General features: G+C 60.4%; 19 protein-coding genes. 16 read left to right on the top strand and 3 right to left on the bottom strand.

Annotated elements, in window-relative coordinates; translation table 11 throughout:
- Positions 1-63 precede the first annotated feature (63 nt).
- Positions 64-495: a hypothetical protein gene (locus ABRP98_RS00560; protein WP_349857009.1), complete on the top strand. Its 432-nt coding sequence runs from the start codon at positions 64-66 to the stop codon at positions 493-495.
- Here ABRP98_RS00560 and ABRP98_RS00565 read toward each other — a convergent pair.
- On the bottom strand, positions 482-1381 hold the full coding sequence (locus tag ABRP98_RS00565; protein ID WP_349857010.1) for a YbjN domain-containing protein: 900 nt from the start codon (positions 1379-1381) through the stop codon (positions 482-484). The genes ABRP98_RS00560 and ABRP98_RS00565 overlap by 14 nt on opposite strands.
- Positions 1382-1518: 137 nt before the next feature.
- Here ABRP98_RS00565 and hisD point away from each other — a divergent pair, with 137 nt between their 5' ends.
- The 14 genes from hisD (at position 1519) to pyk (ending at position 13473) form a co-directional block, all read left to right on the top strand.
- Positions 1519-2829: a histidinol dehydrogenase gene (gene hisD / locus ABRP98_RS00570; RefSeq protein ID WP_349857011.1), complete on the top strand. Its 1311-nt coding sequence runs from the start codon at positions 1519-1521 to the stop codon at positions 2827-2829.
- A complete protein-coding gene (locus tag ABRP98_RS00575; RefSeq protein WP_349857012.1) occupies positions 2830-3942 on the top strand; it encodes a histidinol-phosphate transaminase in 1113 nt (370 codons plus the stop codon).
- Positions 3943-3945: 3 nt separating this feature from the next.
- Positions 3946-4548 carry an imidazoleglycerol-phosphate dehydratase HisB gene (hisB, locus tag ABRP98_RS00580; protein ID WP_284782204.1) on the top strand — a complete coding sequence of 201 codons (603 nt, stop codon included), beginning with the start codon at positions 3946-3948 and terminating at the stop codon, positions 4546-4548.
- Positions 4549-4560: 12 nt separating this feature from the next.
- The gene (locus tag ABRP98_RS00585) at positions 4561-4719 is read left to right on the top strand and encodes a CG2302 family histidine operon protein (RefSeq protein WP_034659193.1); all 159 of its coding nucleotides are present in this window, start codon (positions 4561-4563) and stop codon (positions 4717-4719) included.
- On the top strand, positions 4716-5966 hold the full coding sequence (locus ABRP98_RS00590; RefSeq protein WP_349857013.1) for an MFS transporter: 1251 nt from the start codon (positions 4716-4718) through the stop codon (positions 5964-5966). The genes ABRP98_RS00585 and ABRP98_RS00590 overlap by 4 nt, the downstream gene beginning before the upstream one ends.
- Positions 5967-5969: 3 nt before the next feature.
- Positions 5970-6602, top strand: coding sequence for an imidazole glycerol phosphate synthase subunit HisH (gene hisH, locus ABRP98_RS00595; protein ID WP_284849997.1), 633 nt, complete (start codon positions 5970-5972; stop codon positions 6600-6602).
- Positions 6603-6615: 13 nt separating this feature from the next.
- Entirely contained in the window at positions 6616-7404 is a 789-nt protein-coding gene (priA, locus tag ABRP98_RS00600) for a bifunctional 1-(5-phosphoribosyl)-5-((5-phosphoribosylamino)methylideneamino)imidazole-4-carboxamide isomerase/phosphoribosylanthranilate isomerase PriA (RefSeq protein ID WP_284782200.1), read from the top strand.
- Positions 7405-7407: 3 nt separating this feature from the next.
- Complete coding sequence (locus ABRP98_RS00605; protein ID WP_284769555.1) at positions 7408-8178, top strand: inositol monophosphatase family protein; 771 nt, start codon at positions 7408-7410, stop codon at positions 8176-8178.
- A 36-nt stretch (positions 8179-8214) separates the two neighbouring features.
- Positions 8215-8985, top strand: a complete 771-nt coding sequence (hisF, locus tag ABRP98_RS00610) for an imidazole glycerol phosphate synthase subunit HisF (protein ID WP_349857014.1) — start codon at positions 8215-8217, stop codon at positions 8983-8985.
- A complete protein-coding gene (hisI, locus tag ABRP98_RS00615; protein ID WP_284769557.1) occupies positions 8982-9344 on the top strand; it encodes a phosphoribosyl-AMP cyclohydrolase in 363 nt (120 codons plus the stop codon). The genes hisF and hisI overlap by 4 nt, the downstream gene beginning before the upstream one ends.
- Positions 9344-9979, top strand: coding sequence for a TIGR02234 family membrane protein (locus tag ABRP98_RS00620; protein ID WP_349857015.1), 636 nt, complete (start codon positions 9344-9346; stop codon positions 9977-9979). Before hisI ends, ABRP98_RS00620 begins: the two co-directional genes overlap by 1 nt.
- 86 nt (positions 9980-10065) lie before the next feature.
- Positions 10066-10896 (top strand): indole-3-glycerol phosphate synthase TrpC, encoded by an 831-nt coding sequence (locus ABRP98_RS00625; protein ID WP_349838337.1) that lies wholly within the window; start codon positions 10066-10068, stop codon positions 10894-10896.
- A 53-nt stretch (positions 10897-10949) separates the two neighbouring features.
- Entirely contained in the window at positions 10950-11930 is a 981-nt protein-coding gene (gene lgt, locus ABRP98_RS00630) for a prolipoprotein diacylglyceryl transferase (RefSeq protein WP_349857016.1), read from the top strand.
- Positions 11931-12054: 124 nt separating this feature from the next.
- A complete protein-coding gene (pyk, locus tag ABRP98_RS00635) occupies positions 12055-13473 on the top strand; it encodes a pyruvate kinase (RefSeq protein WP_284782259.1) in 1419 nt (472 codons plus the stop codon).
- A 69-nt stretch (positions 13474-13542) separates the two neighbouring features.
- Here pyk and ABRP98_RS00640 read toward each other — a convergent pair whose 3' ends face one another.
- Positions 13543-14745, bottom strand: a complete 1203-nt coding sequence (locus tag ABRP98_RS00640) for an amidohydrolase (RefSeq protein ID WP_349857017.1) — start codon at positions 14743-14745, stop codon at positions 13543-13545.
- A gap of 36 nt (positions 14746-14781) precedes the next feature.
- On the opposite strand from ABRP98_RS00640, the gene ABRP98_RS00645 reads away from it, so the two are divergent.
- Positions 14782-15180 carry a hypothetical protein gene (locus ABRP98_RS00645; protein WP_239269987.1) on the top strand — a complete coding sequence of 133 codons (399 nt, stop codon included), beginning with the start codon at positions 14782-14784 and terminating at the stop codon, positions 15178-15180.
- On the opposite strand, the gene ABRP98_RS00650 is transcribed toward ABRP98_RS00645, so the two are convergent.
- Positions 15177-16262 (bottom strand): glycerate kinase, encoded by a 1086-nt coding sequence (locus ABRP98_RS00650; protein WP_349857018.1) that lies wholly within the window; start codon positions 16260-16262, stop codon positions 15177-15179. The two genes, ABRP98_RS00645 and ABRP98_RS00650, sit on opposite strands and share 4 nt — an antisense overlap.
- Between the last annotated feature and the right edge of the window lie 177 nt (positions 16263-16439).

A 16439-nucleotide genomic window follows, 5' to 3' on the forward strand; every position in this document is an offset into this window, starting at 1 on the left:
CTGGCGTGTTCTCTGTTCGTTTTCGGCATCTGTGGCGCGTTTTGGGGGTTTATGCGCCCTACGATGACCGGGCATGCTGTTGACGGTGGCGGCTACGCCATTGAAGCGGTGGGCAACGCACAATTTGTCGCGTTTATGACCTTTGCACTCGTCACGGGTTTCTTGGGGCTGTGCCTCGGACTGGCCGCATTTTCCCAGCGCCGCGGGCGCGGTCTCTCGATGATGCTGTGGGTAGGGCTATGCGCGCTTACCGGTGCGGCTTCCTTCTACGTCTTTGGTGGCATCACCGCAACGCACCCGCCGGAGAACCCAGGGGACGTCGTGGAATTTGCGCCGAATTTTTCGCCGGCCGTGGCCTGGGCGGTAGCCCCATTTTTGGCCATGTTTTCCTACTGGTGTACCGCGTTTATTAGCTCCGACGCGGACTGGGAAGCTACCGGCAATGAGTCCGCTCAAGAGGCCAGTGCGCAACGTGAAGTAGTTACGCCCACTTAACCGGGGAGCTGCCACAGAATTCTCGCGCGATGTCATCGATTGCGTGCAGGATCGCATCGAGGCTGTGGCTTAAAACCCGCAGCAGTTGGCCTTGGTTAAGGCCCGCCCCGGTCAGGGTCGGCACATCGACATGGATATGGAGGCCGTCGTCGGTGGAGCGGCAGTAGGCCGTGGCGCTGTGGTTCGCTCGGTTCCAGTCATTGCAGATCAAAAACAAACGGGTGAAATCGTCCTCATCCGCATTCAGATCCCACCGGCCTGTGATGATGAGGCTTGGCCCAGAGTCGAGGGTAAAGGTGCAAGCGATGGAATTGACTAGGGCAAATAGGCAGATTTCCCCATCGCTATGGAAGCGGTCGATGCCTATTTGTGGCAGAGCGGCGGCAAGGAGATCCAAAGTGAACGCGGGCTGTGTAGCGGCATCGTCTGGAGCGAGCACAAGTTCTGGTTCTTGGGCCAGGGTGGGAAACTCGCGCGTCGCCACGCTGATGAGTACCTCTGCGCCGGTGAGTGCGGCGGGCACAAAAGCGGCCAATTGATCGTGCGTTGGTGCAGTTCCAGTACTGAAGTGGCTCTGCCCACTCAGCACTAGCGAACCTGCCTCGTCATAGTCCAGCACGGCGGTGGGGTAGAGGCAATCGGCATTCCACGCGGTGATAAATCGGGACAGCGCGGCGGCCTCGCCCAAGTCAACCGCGCCGCGCAGAGTGGTGTGCAGATGGATAACCACATCGTCGGCCTGCGATACAAATACCAGAGTGGACCCCTCCTGCCCATGGGAAATGATGAGTTCCCCAGTAGGTAGCGCCCAATAGGAATAATCAAGCTCGCGGACGATGGCGCGCAGGTGCCGCTCAAGACTGGTGGATTCAAATTCGATCATCATGCACCGCACACTCGCCTTCGCTGAAAGTTGATTTGAGTCTATCGCTCAAGAGGGTGTCCCCGCGGCGCTTTGGGCGATAGTATATTGGTTTGTCTACAGATATAGCCCACGGTGATCAACCAGAAAGTGAGCCAGGAATGCTTCGAACCATCGATCTCCGCGGTCAACAGCTCCGCCCCGCCACGCTGCGCCGCGTCCTTCCGCGCGGTGGCACCGATGTCAATTCCGTTATGGGCACCGTCGTGCCGATGGTGAATAAGGTGCGCGACGAAGGCGTCCAAGCGGCGTTGGATTATGGGGAGCAATTCGATGGGGTGCGCCCGTCGTCCCTGCGCGTGCCCCAGGCGGAACTGGAGCGGGCCGCCGAAGATCTTGATCCCCAGGTGCGCTCGGCCATCGAGGCCTCCATTGCGCGAGGGCGCCGCGTGCATGCTGACCAAAAGCCGGATCCGCACACGACGCAGCTGGCACCCGGCGCCACCGTGACAGAGGTATTCCGCCCCATCGAGCGCGTTGGCCTCTATGTTCCCGGCGGCAAGGCGGTCTACCCGTCTTCAGTCATCATGAATACCGTGCCAGCGCAAGAGGCCGGTGCCTCCAGCTTGGTGGTCGCCTCCCCGCCCCAAAAAGATCACGGAGGATTGCCACACCCTACGGTCTTGGCCACGTGCCACATGCTGGGCGTGGAGGAAGTCTGGGCCGTTGGTGGCGGCCAGGCGGTAGCGCTTTTGGCCTACGGCGATGCGGACGAAGACGTAGAGCCCGTGGACATGATTACCGGGCCGGGCAATATCTTTGTCGCGGCGGCGAAAAGGGCGGTGCGCGGGGTGGTCGGCACCGATGCGGAGGCTGGCCCGACCGAAATCGCCATCTTGGCGGATGAGACCGCGAACCCCGTCTACGTGGCCTACGATCTCATCTCCCAGGCAGAGCATGATCCGATGGCGGCAAGCGTGTTAATTACGGCATCGGAAAGCGTGGCCCAGCAGGTAAATCAGGAGGTTGAGCGCCGCTATACGGCAACGGAGAACTTCGCCCGCGCCGCCGAGGCTTTAACCGGCGAGCAATCCGGCATCGTGCTGGTGGATTCCGTGGACGCGGGCATCGCCGTGGCGAATGCTTATGCCGCCGAACACCTAGAAATCCACACCGCGGAGCCGCACGCGGTGGCAGAGCGCATCAACCACGCCGGCGCCATCTTCGTCGGGGCGTATTCCCCGGTGCCCTTGGGGGACTATTCGGCCGGTTCCAACCACGTGCTGCCTACCTCGGGCACGGCGCGGTTTTCGGCTGGGCTTTCTACCCACACCTTCCTCCGGCCGGTCAATCTCATCGATTATGACCGCGGCGCCCTGGAAGAAATCGCCCCCAACGTCATCGCCTTTGCTAATGCCGAGCGCCTTCCCGCCCATGGGGAGGCCATTCGAGCCCGATTCGAGGAGAAATAAATGGCCCAGCTACATGACCTACCGCTGCGTGAGGAATTGCGCGGCGAGACCGCTTACGGTGCCCCGCAGCTGCGGGTGGCCTACCAACTCAATACTAACGAGAATCCTTTCCCGCCTTCGCCCGCGCTTGTCGATGCCCTCGTGGACGAGGTCCGCCGCTGCGCCAGCTCGCTCAACCGCTACCCAGAGCGCGATGCGGTCGAACTGCGCACCGAGTTAGCGCGCTACGTTTCGCAGCAAACCGGAGTGGATGTCACCTACGAGCAGGTCTGGGCAGCCAACGGTTCCAATGAGATCCTGCAACAGCTTTTGCAGGCCTTCGGCGGACCCGGGCGCAGCGTGCTGGGATTTACGCCGTCATATTCCATGCACCCGATCCTTTCTGCTGGTACCCACGCGCGTTTTATCGAGTGCCCGCGCGATGAGAACTTCACCATCGACATGGACCGTGCCTTGGCGGCGGTGGCCGAGCACCAGCCCGACGTCATCTTTGTTACTACCCCAAATAACCCCACCGGCGGGGTAACCAGCCTGGAGGATATTGCCGCGCTTATCGATGCCGCCCCCGGCATCGTCATCGTCGACGAAGCCTACGCCGAGTTTTCTGACTCGCCGTCTGCGACGAGCCTGTTAGAAAAATACCCCACCAAGCTCGTGGTCTCGCGCACGATGTCGAAGGCCTTCGACTTTGCCGGCGGTCGCTTGGGGTATTTCGTGGCGGACCCGGCCTTTGTGGAGGCCATCATGCTGGTACGCCTGCCGTATCACCTGTCCGTCTTATCCCAGGCAGCGGCCACTGTGGCCCTGCGTCACAGCGCAGATACCCTCGCCACCGTGGCGACCATCGCCGCCGAACGCGACATGGTGGCAGGGCGCCTGCGCGAGATGGGCTATACCGTCATGCCGAGCGAATCGAATTTCCTTTTCTTTGGCAATTTTGCAGACCAACACCGCGTGTGGGAACAGTTCTTGGACGAAGAGGTGCTCATCCGCGATGTAGGGATCGACGGGTACTTGCGTGTGACCATCGGCCTGCCAGAAGAAAATGCGGCCTTTCTGGCTGCGGCGGAAAAACTAGCGACTACAGTAGGAGCGGATACTTCAAAGGAGTGAGATATGACAAACCGTGTGGGGCGTGCCCAAAGAGCAACATCGGAATCGGATATCACCGTTTCCATCGACCTAGACGGCACCGGGAAAAGCGATATTTCCACTGGGCTGCCGTTCTTTGACCATATGCTTACCGCATTTGCCACACACGGTCTATTTGATCTGCAGGTAAAGGCTACTGGTGACGTGGAGGTTGACGCCCACCACACCGTGGAAGATACCGCCATCGTGCTAGGCCAGGCCCTGCGGGAAGCCGTGGGGGACAAGGCCGGGATTCGCCGCTTCGGCTCCCAATTACTACCCATGGATGAAGCGCTGGTAGAGGCGGTAGTGGACTTTTCGGGCCGTGCATACTTCGTGATGAATGGCGAGCCGGAACACCTGCAGTGGCAGATCATCGGCGGGCACTATGCCACGGTGATTAACCGCCACTTCTTCGAATCCCTGGCCACGCACGCAGCCATTACCCTGCACGTCAACGTGCGCTACGGCCGCGATCCGCACCACTTGACCGAGGCGGAATACAAGGCTGTAGCCCGCGCGCTGCGCGCTGCCGTGGACCAAGATCCGCGCCAGACTGGCATCCCTTCGACGAAGGGAGCCCTGTAGCCCGTGCAGTTTATGATCCTCATCCTGTTTTTGGTGGCAGGCCTCTTGGTAGGAGGGGCTTGGTCCGCGTATCAGCAGGACTCGAAGTTTTTTACGGTCGTCGCCGCGCTTTTAGCCGTTATTACCGTGGCCGCGGCCATCGCCTGGATGGTTGGAGGCTTTAGTAAATGAGCGAGTCTCAAGAGACCAATATTTGGAAGGTGCCCGGCTATACGCCGACGATGGTAGCCATCGCAGCCGCCTTTGGCGCCTGGTCCATCCTGCTTCCCGTGGTGCCGCTGGCCGTCATTGATTCTGGCGGTTCCGCGACCTTGGCGGGTGGATCCACCGGTATCTTTATGGCCTTTACCGTAGCCACGCAGATCATGTCCCCGTGGCTTTTGCGCCGCTGGGGTTACCGGCGCGTGATGGCGCTATCCGCCTTTACCCTAGGCGTCCCGGCCTTTGGCCACCTGCTGGGCACCGACGCCTGGATCGTCTTGCTATTTTCCGCCATGCGCGGGGTGGGCTTCGGTGCCCTCACCGTGTCCGAATCCGCGCTGATTGCAGAGCTCTCCCCGGTGCGTCTGCTGGGCAAGGCCACCGGCATGATTGGTGTATTTACAGGCTTGGGGCAGATGATCTTCTTGCCGCTCGGCCTGTTCATGGCGGATTCGCTAGGGTACGCCTCTACCTATATCACCGCCGGTCTCATCGGCTTCTTGGGCTTTGCTATGTGCCTGCGCATTCCCAAGATCAAGGTCACCTTGGCCGAGGATAATGACGAGGAAGTCAATATCATCCGCGTTCCCACCTGGAAGCTGGTATTGGTCCCGGCCCTGGCCTTGACCACTTTCTCCATGAGCTACGGCGTCATTTCCTCTTTCTTGTCCCCCGCAATGCAGGAGCTCGATGCCGCAAAGGGCGCCAGCCTAGCCGGTGTCATGCTTTCCATCGTGGGCGGCGCGGCGATGATCTTCCGGTATTTCGCCGGCGTGGTCGCAGACCGCACGGGGGCCCCAGGTAGCTTGTACATTCCAAGCCAGATCATGGCGATCATCGGCGTCGGGACGATTTCCCTGACCCTGTTTATGGAAAGCTCCATCTGGTGGCTGGTGCTCGGCGCCGTTCTTTTTGGTGGCGCATTCGGTATCGCGCAAAACGAGGCCTTGCTATCCATGTTTGACCGGCTGCCCCGCGAGCGGGTTTCAGAGGCTTCGGCCATTTGGAATATTTTCTACGATAGTGGCACCGGCTTGGGTTCGACCCTGCTCGGTGCCATGGTGGCAGGCTACGGATACGACGGTGCTTTCGGAGCGGGGGTTGCGATCCTCATCGCCGGGTTGCTCTTGACCACGGCGGACTTCATCCTGGGCCGGACTCGCATCAGCGATACCAACGATATCCGCACCCGGTTGCGTCGAATGCGTAAGGTATAGCCCATGACAAAATCAGTGGTGTTATTGGACTACGGCGCGGGCAATATTCGCTCCGCCCAGCGTGCCCTCGAGCGCGTCGGGGCGGAGGTAACCGTCACGGCGGATCCTTATCAGGCCCTCGAGGCGGATGGTCTGCTGGTTCCCGGCGTGGGCGCGTTCGATGCCTGCATGAAAGGGCTTAGGGCAGTGAATGGGCCAAGGGTCATCGGCCAGCGCCTAGCAGGGGAGCGGCCGGTCATGGGCATTTGTGTGGGCATGCAGGTGCTTTTCGATGCCGGCGTCGAGCACGGCATCCACTCCACAGGCTGCGGCGAATGGCCAGGGACAGTCGAGCGCCTGCAGTCCGACGTTTTGCCGCATATGGGCTGGAATACCGTCGAGATGCCGGATGACAGCGCCATGTTTGCTGGACTTAATGCCGACGAGCGATTTTATTTCGTGCATACCTACGGCGTTCGCCGCTGGGAATTAGAAACCGTCATTACCCGCCCGCCGCTGGTGAGCTGGTCCACGCACGCCGGGGATTCTTTCGTGGCGGCGGTGGAAAATGGCGCTCTCTGGGCTACGCAATTCCACCCCGAAAAATCCGGAGATGCGGGCGCGCAGCTATTGGAAAACTGGATGCAGACTCTCTAGGTAGGATGAAACCATGACTTTTACGCTTTTGCCCGCAGTCGATGTCGCCGGCGGAAAAGCCGTGCGCTTGGATCAGGGAGAAGCCGGCACCGAAAAGGTCTACGGCGCCCCGCGGGACGCCGCACTCGAGTGGCAGCGCCAAGGCGCCCAGTGGCTGCACTTTGTTGACCTCGATGCTGCCTTTAATCGCGGTTCCAACCACGAGCAGATGGCGGGGATTACCCAAGAACTCGGCATTAATGTCGAGCTAACCGGCGGCATCCGCGATGATGCCGGGGTAGAGCGCGCGCTGGCCACTGGCGCGAACCGCATCAATATTGGCACCGCCGCCTTAGAAAACCCAGAGTGGATAGAAAAGATCCTGGGGCAGTATGGCGAGAAAGTTGCCGTGGACTTGGCGGTGCGCTTAGAAGATGGCGAGTGGCGCACAAAGGGCAATGGCTGGGTCTCAGATGGCGGGGATCTCTGGGAGGTACTCGAGCGCCTCGATGCCGCTGGGTGTCAACGCTTTGTGGTTACGGACGTGTCAAAGGACGGGACGCTGACTGGGCCCAATGTGGAATTACTGCGCGAGGTAGCTATGGCAACCGATGCCAAGGTGACCGCCTCCGGCGGCATTTCCTCCCTGGCAGATCTTAGCGAGCTGGCCCGGTATGAAAATGAGGGCATCGATTCGGCCATCATTGGCAAGGCGTTATATGAGGGAAACTTCAGCCTGAATGAGGCGCTAGCGGCGGTGGCAGAGGTAGAGCCGCTTCCCGCAGAGGTGCCCATCGATCCTTATGACCCCGAGGAAGAGTAAACAATGATGGATCCGCGCGAGTTGGTGGCCTTCGCGGAGGCGGCCGTTGACCAAGTCGAACCGATCTTTCGATCCGGCATCGGGGCGCCACCGGCCCACTTTAAGAGCCGGGGCGATTTCGCCACAGAGGTGGACTTGGCCATCGAAAAGCAGCTGCGCGAAATCTTGCAGCAGATGACCGGTATCCCGGTCTATGGGGAGGAATCCGGCGGAAGCATCCATGACACCGTGTGGGTGGTCGATCCAATCGATGGGACCGCAAATTATTCCGCGGGCAATCCCATGGCCGGCATCTTGGTTGCCTTAGTTCACGAAGGCCAGCCGGTTGCGGCCATCTCAGATTTTCCTCTTTTAGGCAGGCGCTTGGTTGCCAGCGATGGATCGCCGCTGCGCTCTGCGGGTGGACCATCCGGCGGATTCGGTGGAGGGGAGGAGTCCCCAGAATTCGATGATGCCCGTGGGCACGTGGGGTGTTTTTCCAACCTGCCCACCGCGGCATTCCACGAGCTGCGCGAAACCGGCTTGCGCCCACGCATCACGGGCTCAGTGGGGCTAGATAATGCCTTCGTTGCCCAGGGAGTTTTTGACGGTGCCGTCAATTTCTCGCCACACCCGTGGGATAACGCGGCGGGAGCGCTCCTTATCAAGGCAGCCGGAGGCATCGTCACGGATCCGGAGGGCAATCCGTGGACCGTGAAGTCGCGGGGTATGGTCTCTGGTACCCCGCAGGTGCACGAGACAATCCTGGAAATCCTATCTCACCACACAAATTAATCCCACCCCACCGACCTGTGAAGGAGTAAGCCCCGCATGGCCGTAGCCGTTCGCATAATCCCGTGCCTTGATGTGGATCAAGGCCGCGTAGTCAAGGGCGTGAATTTTGCTCACCTGCGCGATGCAGGAGACCCCGTGGAATTAGCCGCACGCTATGAAGAATTGGGCGCAGACGAACTGACTTTTCTTGATGTCTCCGCCTCCAAGCACGGCCGGTCCACCATGCTCGATGTGGTACGCCGCACCGCCGATCAAGTCTTTATCCCCCTCACCGTGGGTGGGGGAGTGCGCAGCGTTGACGATGTCCGCGAGCTCTTGCGCACTGGCGCGGATAAGGTATCGGTCAATACCGCCGCGATAGGCAATCCCGACCTGCTGCGCGAATTGGCGGAAGTCTTTGGCTCGCAGTGCATCGTCTTATCCGTGGACGCACGGCGCACCGACGCAGCGCACGCACCGTCGGGGTTTGAAGTCACGACGCACGGCGGGACGACATCGGCTGGCATCGATGCAGTGGAATGGGCTCGGACCGGCGCCGAGCTGGGCGTAGGGGAGCTCCTTTTAAACTCCATGGACGCTGATGGCACGAAGGCCGGATTCGACCTCGAACTTTTGCGCGTGGTGCGGGAAACAGTGAATATTCCCGTCATTGCCTCGGGCGGAGCGGGCGCGGCAGCGGATTTTCCGCCCGCCGTTGAAGCGGGTGCCGATGCCGTCCTGGCCGCCAGCATTTTCCACTTTGGGGAGGTAGAAATTGGCGAGGTCAAAAAGGCCCTGGCAGAGTCTGGCTACGAGGTGCGCCGATGAGCAATCCCGCAGACTATGAGCTAGACCCACAGATAGCTGCGCTGCTCAAGCGCAATGAGCAAGGGCTCGTGCCAGCCATTGCCCAGGCCGATTCCGGCGAAGTGCTGATGCTTGCCTGGATGGATGACCACGCGCTGGCCCACACGCTGGCCACACGCAAGGGCACGTACTTCTCGCGCTCGCGCGGCGAGTATTGGATTAAGGGCGAGACCTCAGGACATACGCAGGACGTACTCGGTGTGCGCCTTGATTGCGATGGCGATACCATCTTGCTGACCGTGCGCCAGCGCGGTGCCGCGTGCCACACCGGTGACCGGACCTGCTTCGATGCGACAGTTCTTTTAGGGGATGATTCCTAATGACGAGGCGACTTGGCCCACTCCTTATCGCGGTGGGCACGGCAGTGCTGTGGTATTCTTCCCGCAGCACCTGGGTAAAAGCGGTAAGCGAGGACGATAAATCAGGCTCAGCAACCAATGAGATCGTAGGGTCCGCCTGGTCCCTAGAGCTTATGGCCTTGACGCTGGTCCTCCTCGCCGGTGTACTCGCGGGCCTAGCGTTGCGCCGAACGGGGCGTCGCATCGTGGCCCTCGTGTGCGCCCTCGCCGCCGCAGGCGCCGCGTGGAGTCCTATTAGCCTGCTGACCAGCGGCGCCGATGCCGAGCGCGCGCAAAAAATATTGCAAGGCGCGTCCGCAAATGAAAACGCGGTGGATTCTGCCGCAATTTCTGATTGGGCGACCGTCATTTCCACGGAAATCACCAAGCTCGGCCCCATCGTCGCCATTATCGGGGCCGCACTGGCATTTTTCGGCGCCGTACTCTTGGCCCAGAACCCAGGCAAGGACAAGGTCAAGGCGTCGAGCAAATACGAAACCCCTGCCGCCCGCCAAGAAAAGCTGGCGGAAGATTTGGAGACCTCATCCGATTCCGGCCGTGTGATGTGGGACGCGCTCGATAGCGATATCGACCCGACTGATGTGAGCCGTAAATAGCCCCGTTCGCGCAGCACAATTTCCGGAAACGCCCCGAATAGCGTTAATCTAAGTGTGATTTTAATCGCGCTTGGAGGGAGGTGCTCATGCCCACACCCATTGCCGTCGATCACCTGGTCGCTGGGGTGTTAGAGGATGTCGCCGCGCGCGAAGCCCGCGTTTCTTTCCAAGATATAAAGGCGCGCTCACGGGACATGGAGCCTCCCCGCGATGCCCGCGCAGCCCTTTTAAAACCCGGTTGTTCAGTCATTACTGAACTTAAACGTGCCGTTCCTTATACCGGGGAAATCGCCCACGTGGGCTCGGCCGAGCAGATGGCCGAATGGGCTCGCACCTTTGAGAACTGCGGCGTGCATTTGATGGCCTGCCAGACGGATACGCGGCGTTTTAATGGATCGCTTGAGGATATGGCGGCCGCGCGCGCTGCCATCGATATCCCGATGATGGCGCGCGATCTCATCGTGGATCCGTACCAGATTCACGAGGCCCGCTGCTTTGGTGCCGATGCGATCCCGCTGCAGGTCGAGCTTTTAGAACAAGCTCGATTGGAAGCCCTCTTGGACCGCGCGGAATCGCTGGGGATGACCGCCATCGTGGAGGTGCGAACCTGCGGGGAGGTCAACCGCGCCATCAAGGCCGGCAGCAGTGTCATCGCGATCAATGCGTGGTCCCTTGCCTCGGATGAGATCAACCGAGAGGCCTTCAACGATATTGCCCCGGGGCTACCGGAATCGATCCTGCGCATCGCCGTGGGCGGGGTGAATAATGCCCGCAACCTTTTCCACTATGCCTCCCGCGGAGCGGATGCGGTACTGGTCGGCGAATCCGTCATGGCAGCCCAAGATCCCACCGCCTTGGCACGCTCTTTGGTGGCTGCGGGCCAGCACCCAGCCTGCCCCTCGCGTAAGAGTCCCTAGGAAAAATCACCCCAAACTAGCTCACGGGCACGCTGATAAGGCACACTATCTACGTGCATACTCAGAATCTTGCAAATATTCCCTCTCCGCCGCAGGGCGTGGTGTGGCATCTTGGCTCCATTCCAATCCATGCGTATGCGCTGTGCATCATCGCCGGCATCCTCGTGGGTATGTGGATGACGTTGAAGAGGTACACAGCCCGGGGCGGCAATCCCGATACCGTGTGGGATGCAACCATCGTCGTTATCCCCGCGGGCATCGTGGGCGGGCGGCTCTATCACGTCATCACGGATAACCAGAAGTACTTCTGCGATACCTGCAATCCCGTCGATGCCCTCAAGGTCACCAATGGTGGTCTCGGCATCTGGGGCGCGGTCGCCTTAAGCGCCGTAGCGCTGTGGGTAATGTTTCGGATTAAGAAGATCCCTCTGGCACCGTTTGCGGACGCGGTGGCGCCTGGCCTCATCCTTGCTCAGGGCATTGGCCGGTTGGGCAACTGGTTTAATCAGGAACTCTACGGCCGGCCGACCGACGTTCCGTGGGCGCTGGATATTTACTACCGCGTCGATGAAGCGGGGGAATACGCACCGGTTTCCGGGCACTCTACCGGTGAGGTAATCGCTTCAGTGCACCCAACGTTTTTGTATGAGCTCATCTGGAACGTGCTGGTGTGCTTGTTCCTGTTGTGGGCGCACAAAGCATGGAAGCTGGGCCGCGGACGGGTATTCGCCCTCTACGTCGTGGGCTACACGCTGGGCCGCTTTTTCATCGAAGGCATGCGATCTGACGAAGCCACCGAAATTTTTGGCGTCCGTGTGAACCTCATCGTCTCCGCCGTTGTCTTTATCGCCGGTCTCATCGTCTTCTTCTTGCTGGACAGGCAGCGCAAGGGCCCCGAAACCCCAGCAGAAGTCGACCCGCGTTACCACCGCGAGCAGGCCGAGAGCGCTGCGGAAGATGGCGTCGAAGAAGACGAGAAACGCGTGGGAACAGCGCGTGCTCAAGGCACCTCGGGTACAGCAAGCGGCCGCTAATGACCGGTTATGTGTGATCGTGTCCGATTGCCCTAGTTAAGGCGCCAAAAAATTGTGGCCTGTCGGCGCGCGAGGGAGTAGGTTGGAGGTTGTTCAATTTCCCCGATGGAATAGGCCAATAATGCTGGATAGAAGAACCAAAATTGTCTGTACTCTCGGCCCCGCGGTAGCTAGCGGGGACGGAATTTTGCGCCTTGTAGAAGACGGCATGAACGTCGCGCGCCTTAACATGTCGCACGGCGAGCATGCGGACCACGAAGCCAATTACAAGTGGGTCCGCGAAGCCACCGAAAAGACCGGCCGGAACGTAGGTATCTTGGCCGATCTCCAGGGCCCTAAGATTCGCCTCGGCCGCTTTAAGAACGGCGAAGAGCAATGGGATAACGGTGAAATCGTCCGCATCACTGTAGACGATGTAGAAGGCACCCACGACCGCGTATCCACCACCTACAAGGGCTTGGCACAAGATGCGAAGCCGGGCGACCGCTTGCTTATCGATGACGGCAAGGTCGCCGTCGTCTGCAAGGAAGTAGACGGCAATGACGTGGTGTGCGAGGTCACCGAGGGTGGCCCTGTATCCAATAACAAGGGCGTGTCCCTGCCCGGCATGAGCATTTCGGTGCCGGCATTGTCTGAGAAGGACATTGAGGACTTGCGCTTTGCCCTGCAACTCGGTGTGGACTACATTGCGCTGTCCTTCGTGCGTTCGCCTGCCGATGTCGACAAGGTCCACGAGATCATGGACGAGGAAGGCCGCCGCGTGCCGGTCATCGCCAAGCTGGAAAAGCCCGAGGCCGTCGATGCCCTCGAATCCATCATCTTGGCTTTCGACGCCGTGATGATTGCCCGTGGTGACTTGGGCGTCGAGGTTCCGCTGGAAGAGGTGCCACTCTTCCAGAAGCGAGCTATCCAGATTTCCCGCGAGAACGCGAAGCCGGTCATCGTGGCCACCCAGATGCTGGATTCCATGATTGAGAACTCCCGCCCGACCCGCGCGGAGGCTTCCGACGTGGCCAACGCTGTGCTCGACGGCGCCGACGCGGTGATGCTGTCCGGCGAGACCTCCGTGGGCGCGGATCCGCACAACGTCGTGCGGACCATGTCGCGCATCGTCAAGCGCTCCGAGACCGATGGCCAGGTCCCGCCGCTGGCGCACGTCCCGCGCACCAAGCGCGGCGTGATGTCCTATTCCGCCCGCGATATTGCAGAGCGCCTGAACGCCAAGGCCATCGTTGCCTTTACCTCTTCCGGCGATACCGCAAAGCGTGTTGCCCGCCTGCACTCTGACCTGCCACTGCTGGTATTCACCCCGAATGAAGATGTGCGCTCCCAGCTGGCGCTGACTTGGGGTGCAGAGACCTTCTTGAGCCCTGACGTCAAGTCCACGGATGAGATGATGGAGGCCATCGATAAGTACTTGCTGGACTTGGACGAGTACGACGAGAATGACTTGGTCGTCGTCGTTGCAGGTACCCCTCCGGGAATCTCCGGCAATACCAACATGATTCAGTGCCACATTTTGGGAGAAACTATCAAGGACTAGCGCACTGAAAAAGCCGCCGCGCCCCCAACTCCAGTGAAAAGGGGGACGCGGCGGATTTTTTATGTTGAGTTAAGCGCCCAGGTACGCCAGCACCGCTGCATGGGCGGCCTGGGTGGAGGCCTTGACCGTGGGCTCGTAATCCGGCAGGAAGTTGGCCTGGTGGTTGACCGGGGGATCGGCCAACTCGGCATCTGGGGTGCACCCTACGTGCCAAAAGACGTACGGCACGCCCCATGCCTGCGGGAGGTAACAGAAGTCTTCAGAAGCGGTCGAGGGCGAGGCGGTAACGGATGATTCTCCGAAGGTGGCCCTAAAGGCCTCGTTGATGGGCAAGTAGGCGGCGGCGTCGTTATCGGTGACCTCGCCGTGCGCGTAGTACTCGAAGGTGGGGTCTTTTTCGCAGCCGGAGGCCACGCACTCGGCTTTTACCATGCGCTCTAAGGAGGCATAGACTTTTTCTGCCAGGGCTGGATCATAGAAGCGGGTATTGAGCACGAGCTCGGCGGAATCCGGGATGATGTTGTTTTTATCGCCGGAATGCAGCTCGCCTACAGAGATGACGAAGAACTCGTGCGGGGCTACCTCGCGGCCGACGATGGCCTGGAGCCGAGTGACGATCATCGCCGCAATATAGGTTGGATCGATGGAATTATGCGGCATGGAGGCGTGGGCGGATTTGCCAAAGATGCGGATGCGCAGGGAATCGCAACCGGCCATGATGGGGCCGGCGGTATGGCGCACGGTGCCGGCGCGGCCGGGCATGATGTGTTGGCCCAGGCAGATATCGGGGCGGGGGATGCGCTCGGTGAGGTTATCGGCGATCATGTATTTCGCGCCCATGGATGATTCCTCCGCCGGCTGGAACAGGGCGAGGAAGGTGCCGGACCAAATGTCGCGGGAGGCATCGAGAAGCGCACAGGCACCGAGCAGGGCGGTGGTGTGCATGTCGTGCCCGCAGGCGTGCATGTAGTCATTGGTCGAGGAATACTCCACGCCGGTGGCTTCCTTGACCGGCAGGGCATCGAAATCGGCGCGCATGAGCGCGGTGGGTCCATCGCCGTTGCGGAAAATGGCAACCATGCCGTGCCCGCCGATGTTTTCTTCTACTTCGCAATCAAACGCCGCCAACTTTGCGCGGATGCGCGCCGCGGTGCGTGCCTCCTCGTGGGAGAGCTCGGGGTGGCGGTGCAGATCTTCGTAAAAATCCCGCTGCCACGCCAGGTCAGTATCCGCAGAGTGGACCACGGAAGCGATGTTTGTGGAATAAGACATAGTTTTCATCCCTTTGGTTAGGGTAGGGTCAGCTATATGCCGACTATTCAATTCGATGTATTGGTTCCAGATGAGCAAGCGGACCGCGTGGAGGAAATTTTCACCACTGCCACCGATAAGCTGGTAGCGGGCGGATCGCTTACCTCCGCCGAGGTTACTCGCCCAGCAGATCCCCAATTCCCTGAGGGCTTGGAGGAACAACTGCAGCAAAATTATCGCGATGAACATGAAGAGCGCGATTTAGAAGGCGCGCACGCCCATCGCTATAACATTGCGGTGGAGGGGGCGACCGGATCTGTGAACCAGTTGGCTATGGTGCTGTCGCGCTTGCTCACGCCGCACGCTGTATTGCCCAAGGACCACGTGCTGCTGGAGGATGAATTGGCACATGAGCGCCCGGCCATCTTTCCGTGGACGGTCGAGATTCGCCCTTAGCCCAGCTGCTTAACGATGTCCCGGGCAGCCCTAGCCAGCTGCTCCGGCATCCCACCTTCTTGGTCTAGCTCCGCGGTGAAGTGCTCGGTGTCCTGATTGATGGCCCCGGCAATGATGCCGACCGGGGTAGAGGACTCCGCCGCCAAGTCCGCGACGGTGCCAACGACCTTGCCGGTTAAGGATTGCTCATCAAAGGCGCCTTCCCCGGTGATGACGAGGTCTGCTTGAGAAATGGCATCAGCGAGGCCGAGGGCCTTCGCCACGTGGGCCCCGCCAGAAACGACGCGGGCGTGCTCATCGGTGCCCCATAGGGTGCGAGAAAGCCAGGTAAGCCCGATAGGAATGCCGCCTGCTGCACCGGTAAATTCCGTCTCTGGATCTGTACCGGTGACCTTGCACAATTGGAGGAGGGCACCTGCAAGCAGGGCAATCTGTTCGCCCTCTGCGCCTTTTTGCGGCCCGTACATGGTGGCTGCCTGCATAGCCTTAGCCCGGGTATCGGCCAAGAGCGTGAAATCAACCATGCCCGCTTTGATATTTAATTGCGCGGTATCGATGGAATCGAGCTGCACCAATGGGGCGCCGCCCTTGGGCAGGGCATAGCCGCGTGCGTCGTGGGCGGCGGCGCCGAGGGCCGCAAGGATGCCCATGCCGCCGTCGATGCTGGCCGTGCCGCCAAGGCCGAGCACGATGGAGGTGGCGCCGCGGGATTGGGCATCGGCAAGCAGCACGCCCGTGCCATAAGAATCCGCGTGGAGGGGATCGAGCGCGTCGCGGACCGCGGGCAGCCCAGTGGCTGCGGCGACATCGATGAAAGCCGTGTGCCCAGCGAGGAAATACTGCGCCTCGGTCAAGCGCCCCACCGCATCCGTTGTGGGCAGGGTAATGGTCTGGGTTTCCTGCCCGCCCGCCGCGGCGGCCTGGGCCAGCACTTGGGCGGTGCCTTCCCCGCCATCGGCCATCGGCAAGGTGGTGACAGTGGCGTTGGGGTAGTGCTGGCGGATTCCATTGGCGATTCCGGCTGCGGCTTCCGTGGCAGAAGCGGTACCTTTAAAAGAGTCAGGCGCGACAACAATATGCATGCCCGCGATTATAAAGCCCGCGACCCGCGCGGCGGCTTTTTGCTAGGAATCCGAACGTTCTACAGAAAATATTTAACTTTATTGTCGCAGGTAAAAGCGGGTAAGTGGGGGAGTGAGAAATAATTGTACTTGCATTATCGGTAGATTGATAGGAAACTAGTTCCTGCTAGTCAAACT

This window comes from Corynebacterium sp. KPL2838, assembly GCF_040225455.1.
GTDB lineage: Bacteria > Actinomycetota > Actinomycetes > Mycobacteriales > Mycobacteriaceae > Corynebacterium > Corynebacterium rhinophilum.

Excerpts from the sequence above, each read along its gene's own strand:
- ABRP98_RS00560 (WP_349857009.1), top strand. The coding sequence starts at position 64 with ATGACCGGGCATGCTGTTGACGGTGGCGGCTACGCCATTGAAGCGGTG.
- ABRP98_RS00565 (WP_349857010.1), bottom strand. The coding sequence starts at position 1,381 with ATGATGATCGAATTTGAATCCACCAGTCTTGAGCGGCACCTGCGCGCC.
- hisD (WP_349857011.1), top strand. The coding sequence starts at position 1,519 with ATGCTTCGAACCATCGATCTCCGCGGTCAACAGCTCCGCCCCGCCACG.
- ABRP98_RS00575 (WP_349857012.1), top strand. The coding sequence starts at position 2,830 with ATGGCCCAGCTACATGACCTACCGCTGCGTGAGGAATTGCGCGGCGAG.
- hisB (WP_284782204.1), top strand. The coding sequence starts at position 3,946 with ATGACAAACCGTGTGGGGCGTGCCCAAAGAGCAACATCGGAATCGGAT.
- ABRP98_RS00585 (WP_034659193.1), top strand. The coding sequence starts at position 4,561 with ATGATCCTCATCCTGTTTTTGGTGGCAGGCCTCTTGGTAGGAGGGGCT.
- ABRP98_RS00590 (WP_349857013.1), top strand. The coding sequence starts at position 4,716 with ATGAGCGAGTCTCAAGAGACCAATATTTGGAAGGTGCCCGGCTATACG.
- hisH (WP_284849997.1), top strand. The coding sequence starts at position 5,970 with ATGACAAAATCAGTGGTGTTATTGGACTACGGCGCGGGCAATATTCGC.
- priA (WP_284782200.1), top strand. The coding sequence starts at position 6,616 with ATGACTTTTACGCTTTTGCCCGCAGTCGATGTCGCCGGCGGAAAAGCC.
- ABRP98_RS00605 (WP_284769555.1), top strand. The coding sequence starts at position 7,408 with ATGATGGATCCGCGCGAGTTGGTGGCCTTCGCGGAGGCGGCCGTTGAC.
- hisF (WP_349857014.1), top strand. The coding sequence starts at position 8,215 with ATGGCCGTAGCCGTTCGCATAATCCCGTGCCTTGATGTGGATCAAGGC.
- hisI (WP_284769557.1), top strand. The coding sequence starts at position 8,982 with ATGAGCAATCCCGCAGACTATGAGCTAGACCCACAGATAGCTGCGCTG.
- ABRP98_RS00620 (WP_349857015.1), top strand. The coding sequence starts at position 9,344 with ATGACGAGGCGACTTGGCCCACTCCTTATCGCGGTGGGCACGGCAGTG.
- ABRP98_RS00625 (WP_349838337.1), top strand. The coding sequence starts at position 10,066 with ATGCCCACACCCATTGCCGTCGATCACCTGGTCGCTGGGGTGTTAGAG.
- ABRP98_RS00640 (WP_349857017.1), bottom strand. The coding sequence starts at position 14,745 with ATGTCTTATTCCACAAACATCGCTTCCGTGGTCCACTCTGCGGATACT.
- ABRP98_RS00645 (WP_239269987.1), top strand. The coding sequence starts at position 14,782 with ATGCCGACTATTCAATTCGATGTATTGGTTCCAGATGAGCAAGCGGAC.
- ABRP98_RS00650 (WP_349857018.1), bottom strand. The coding sequence starts at position 16,262 with ATGCATATTGTTGTCGCGCCTGACTCTTTTAAAGGTACCGCTTCTGCC.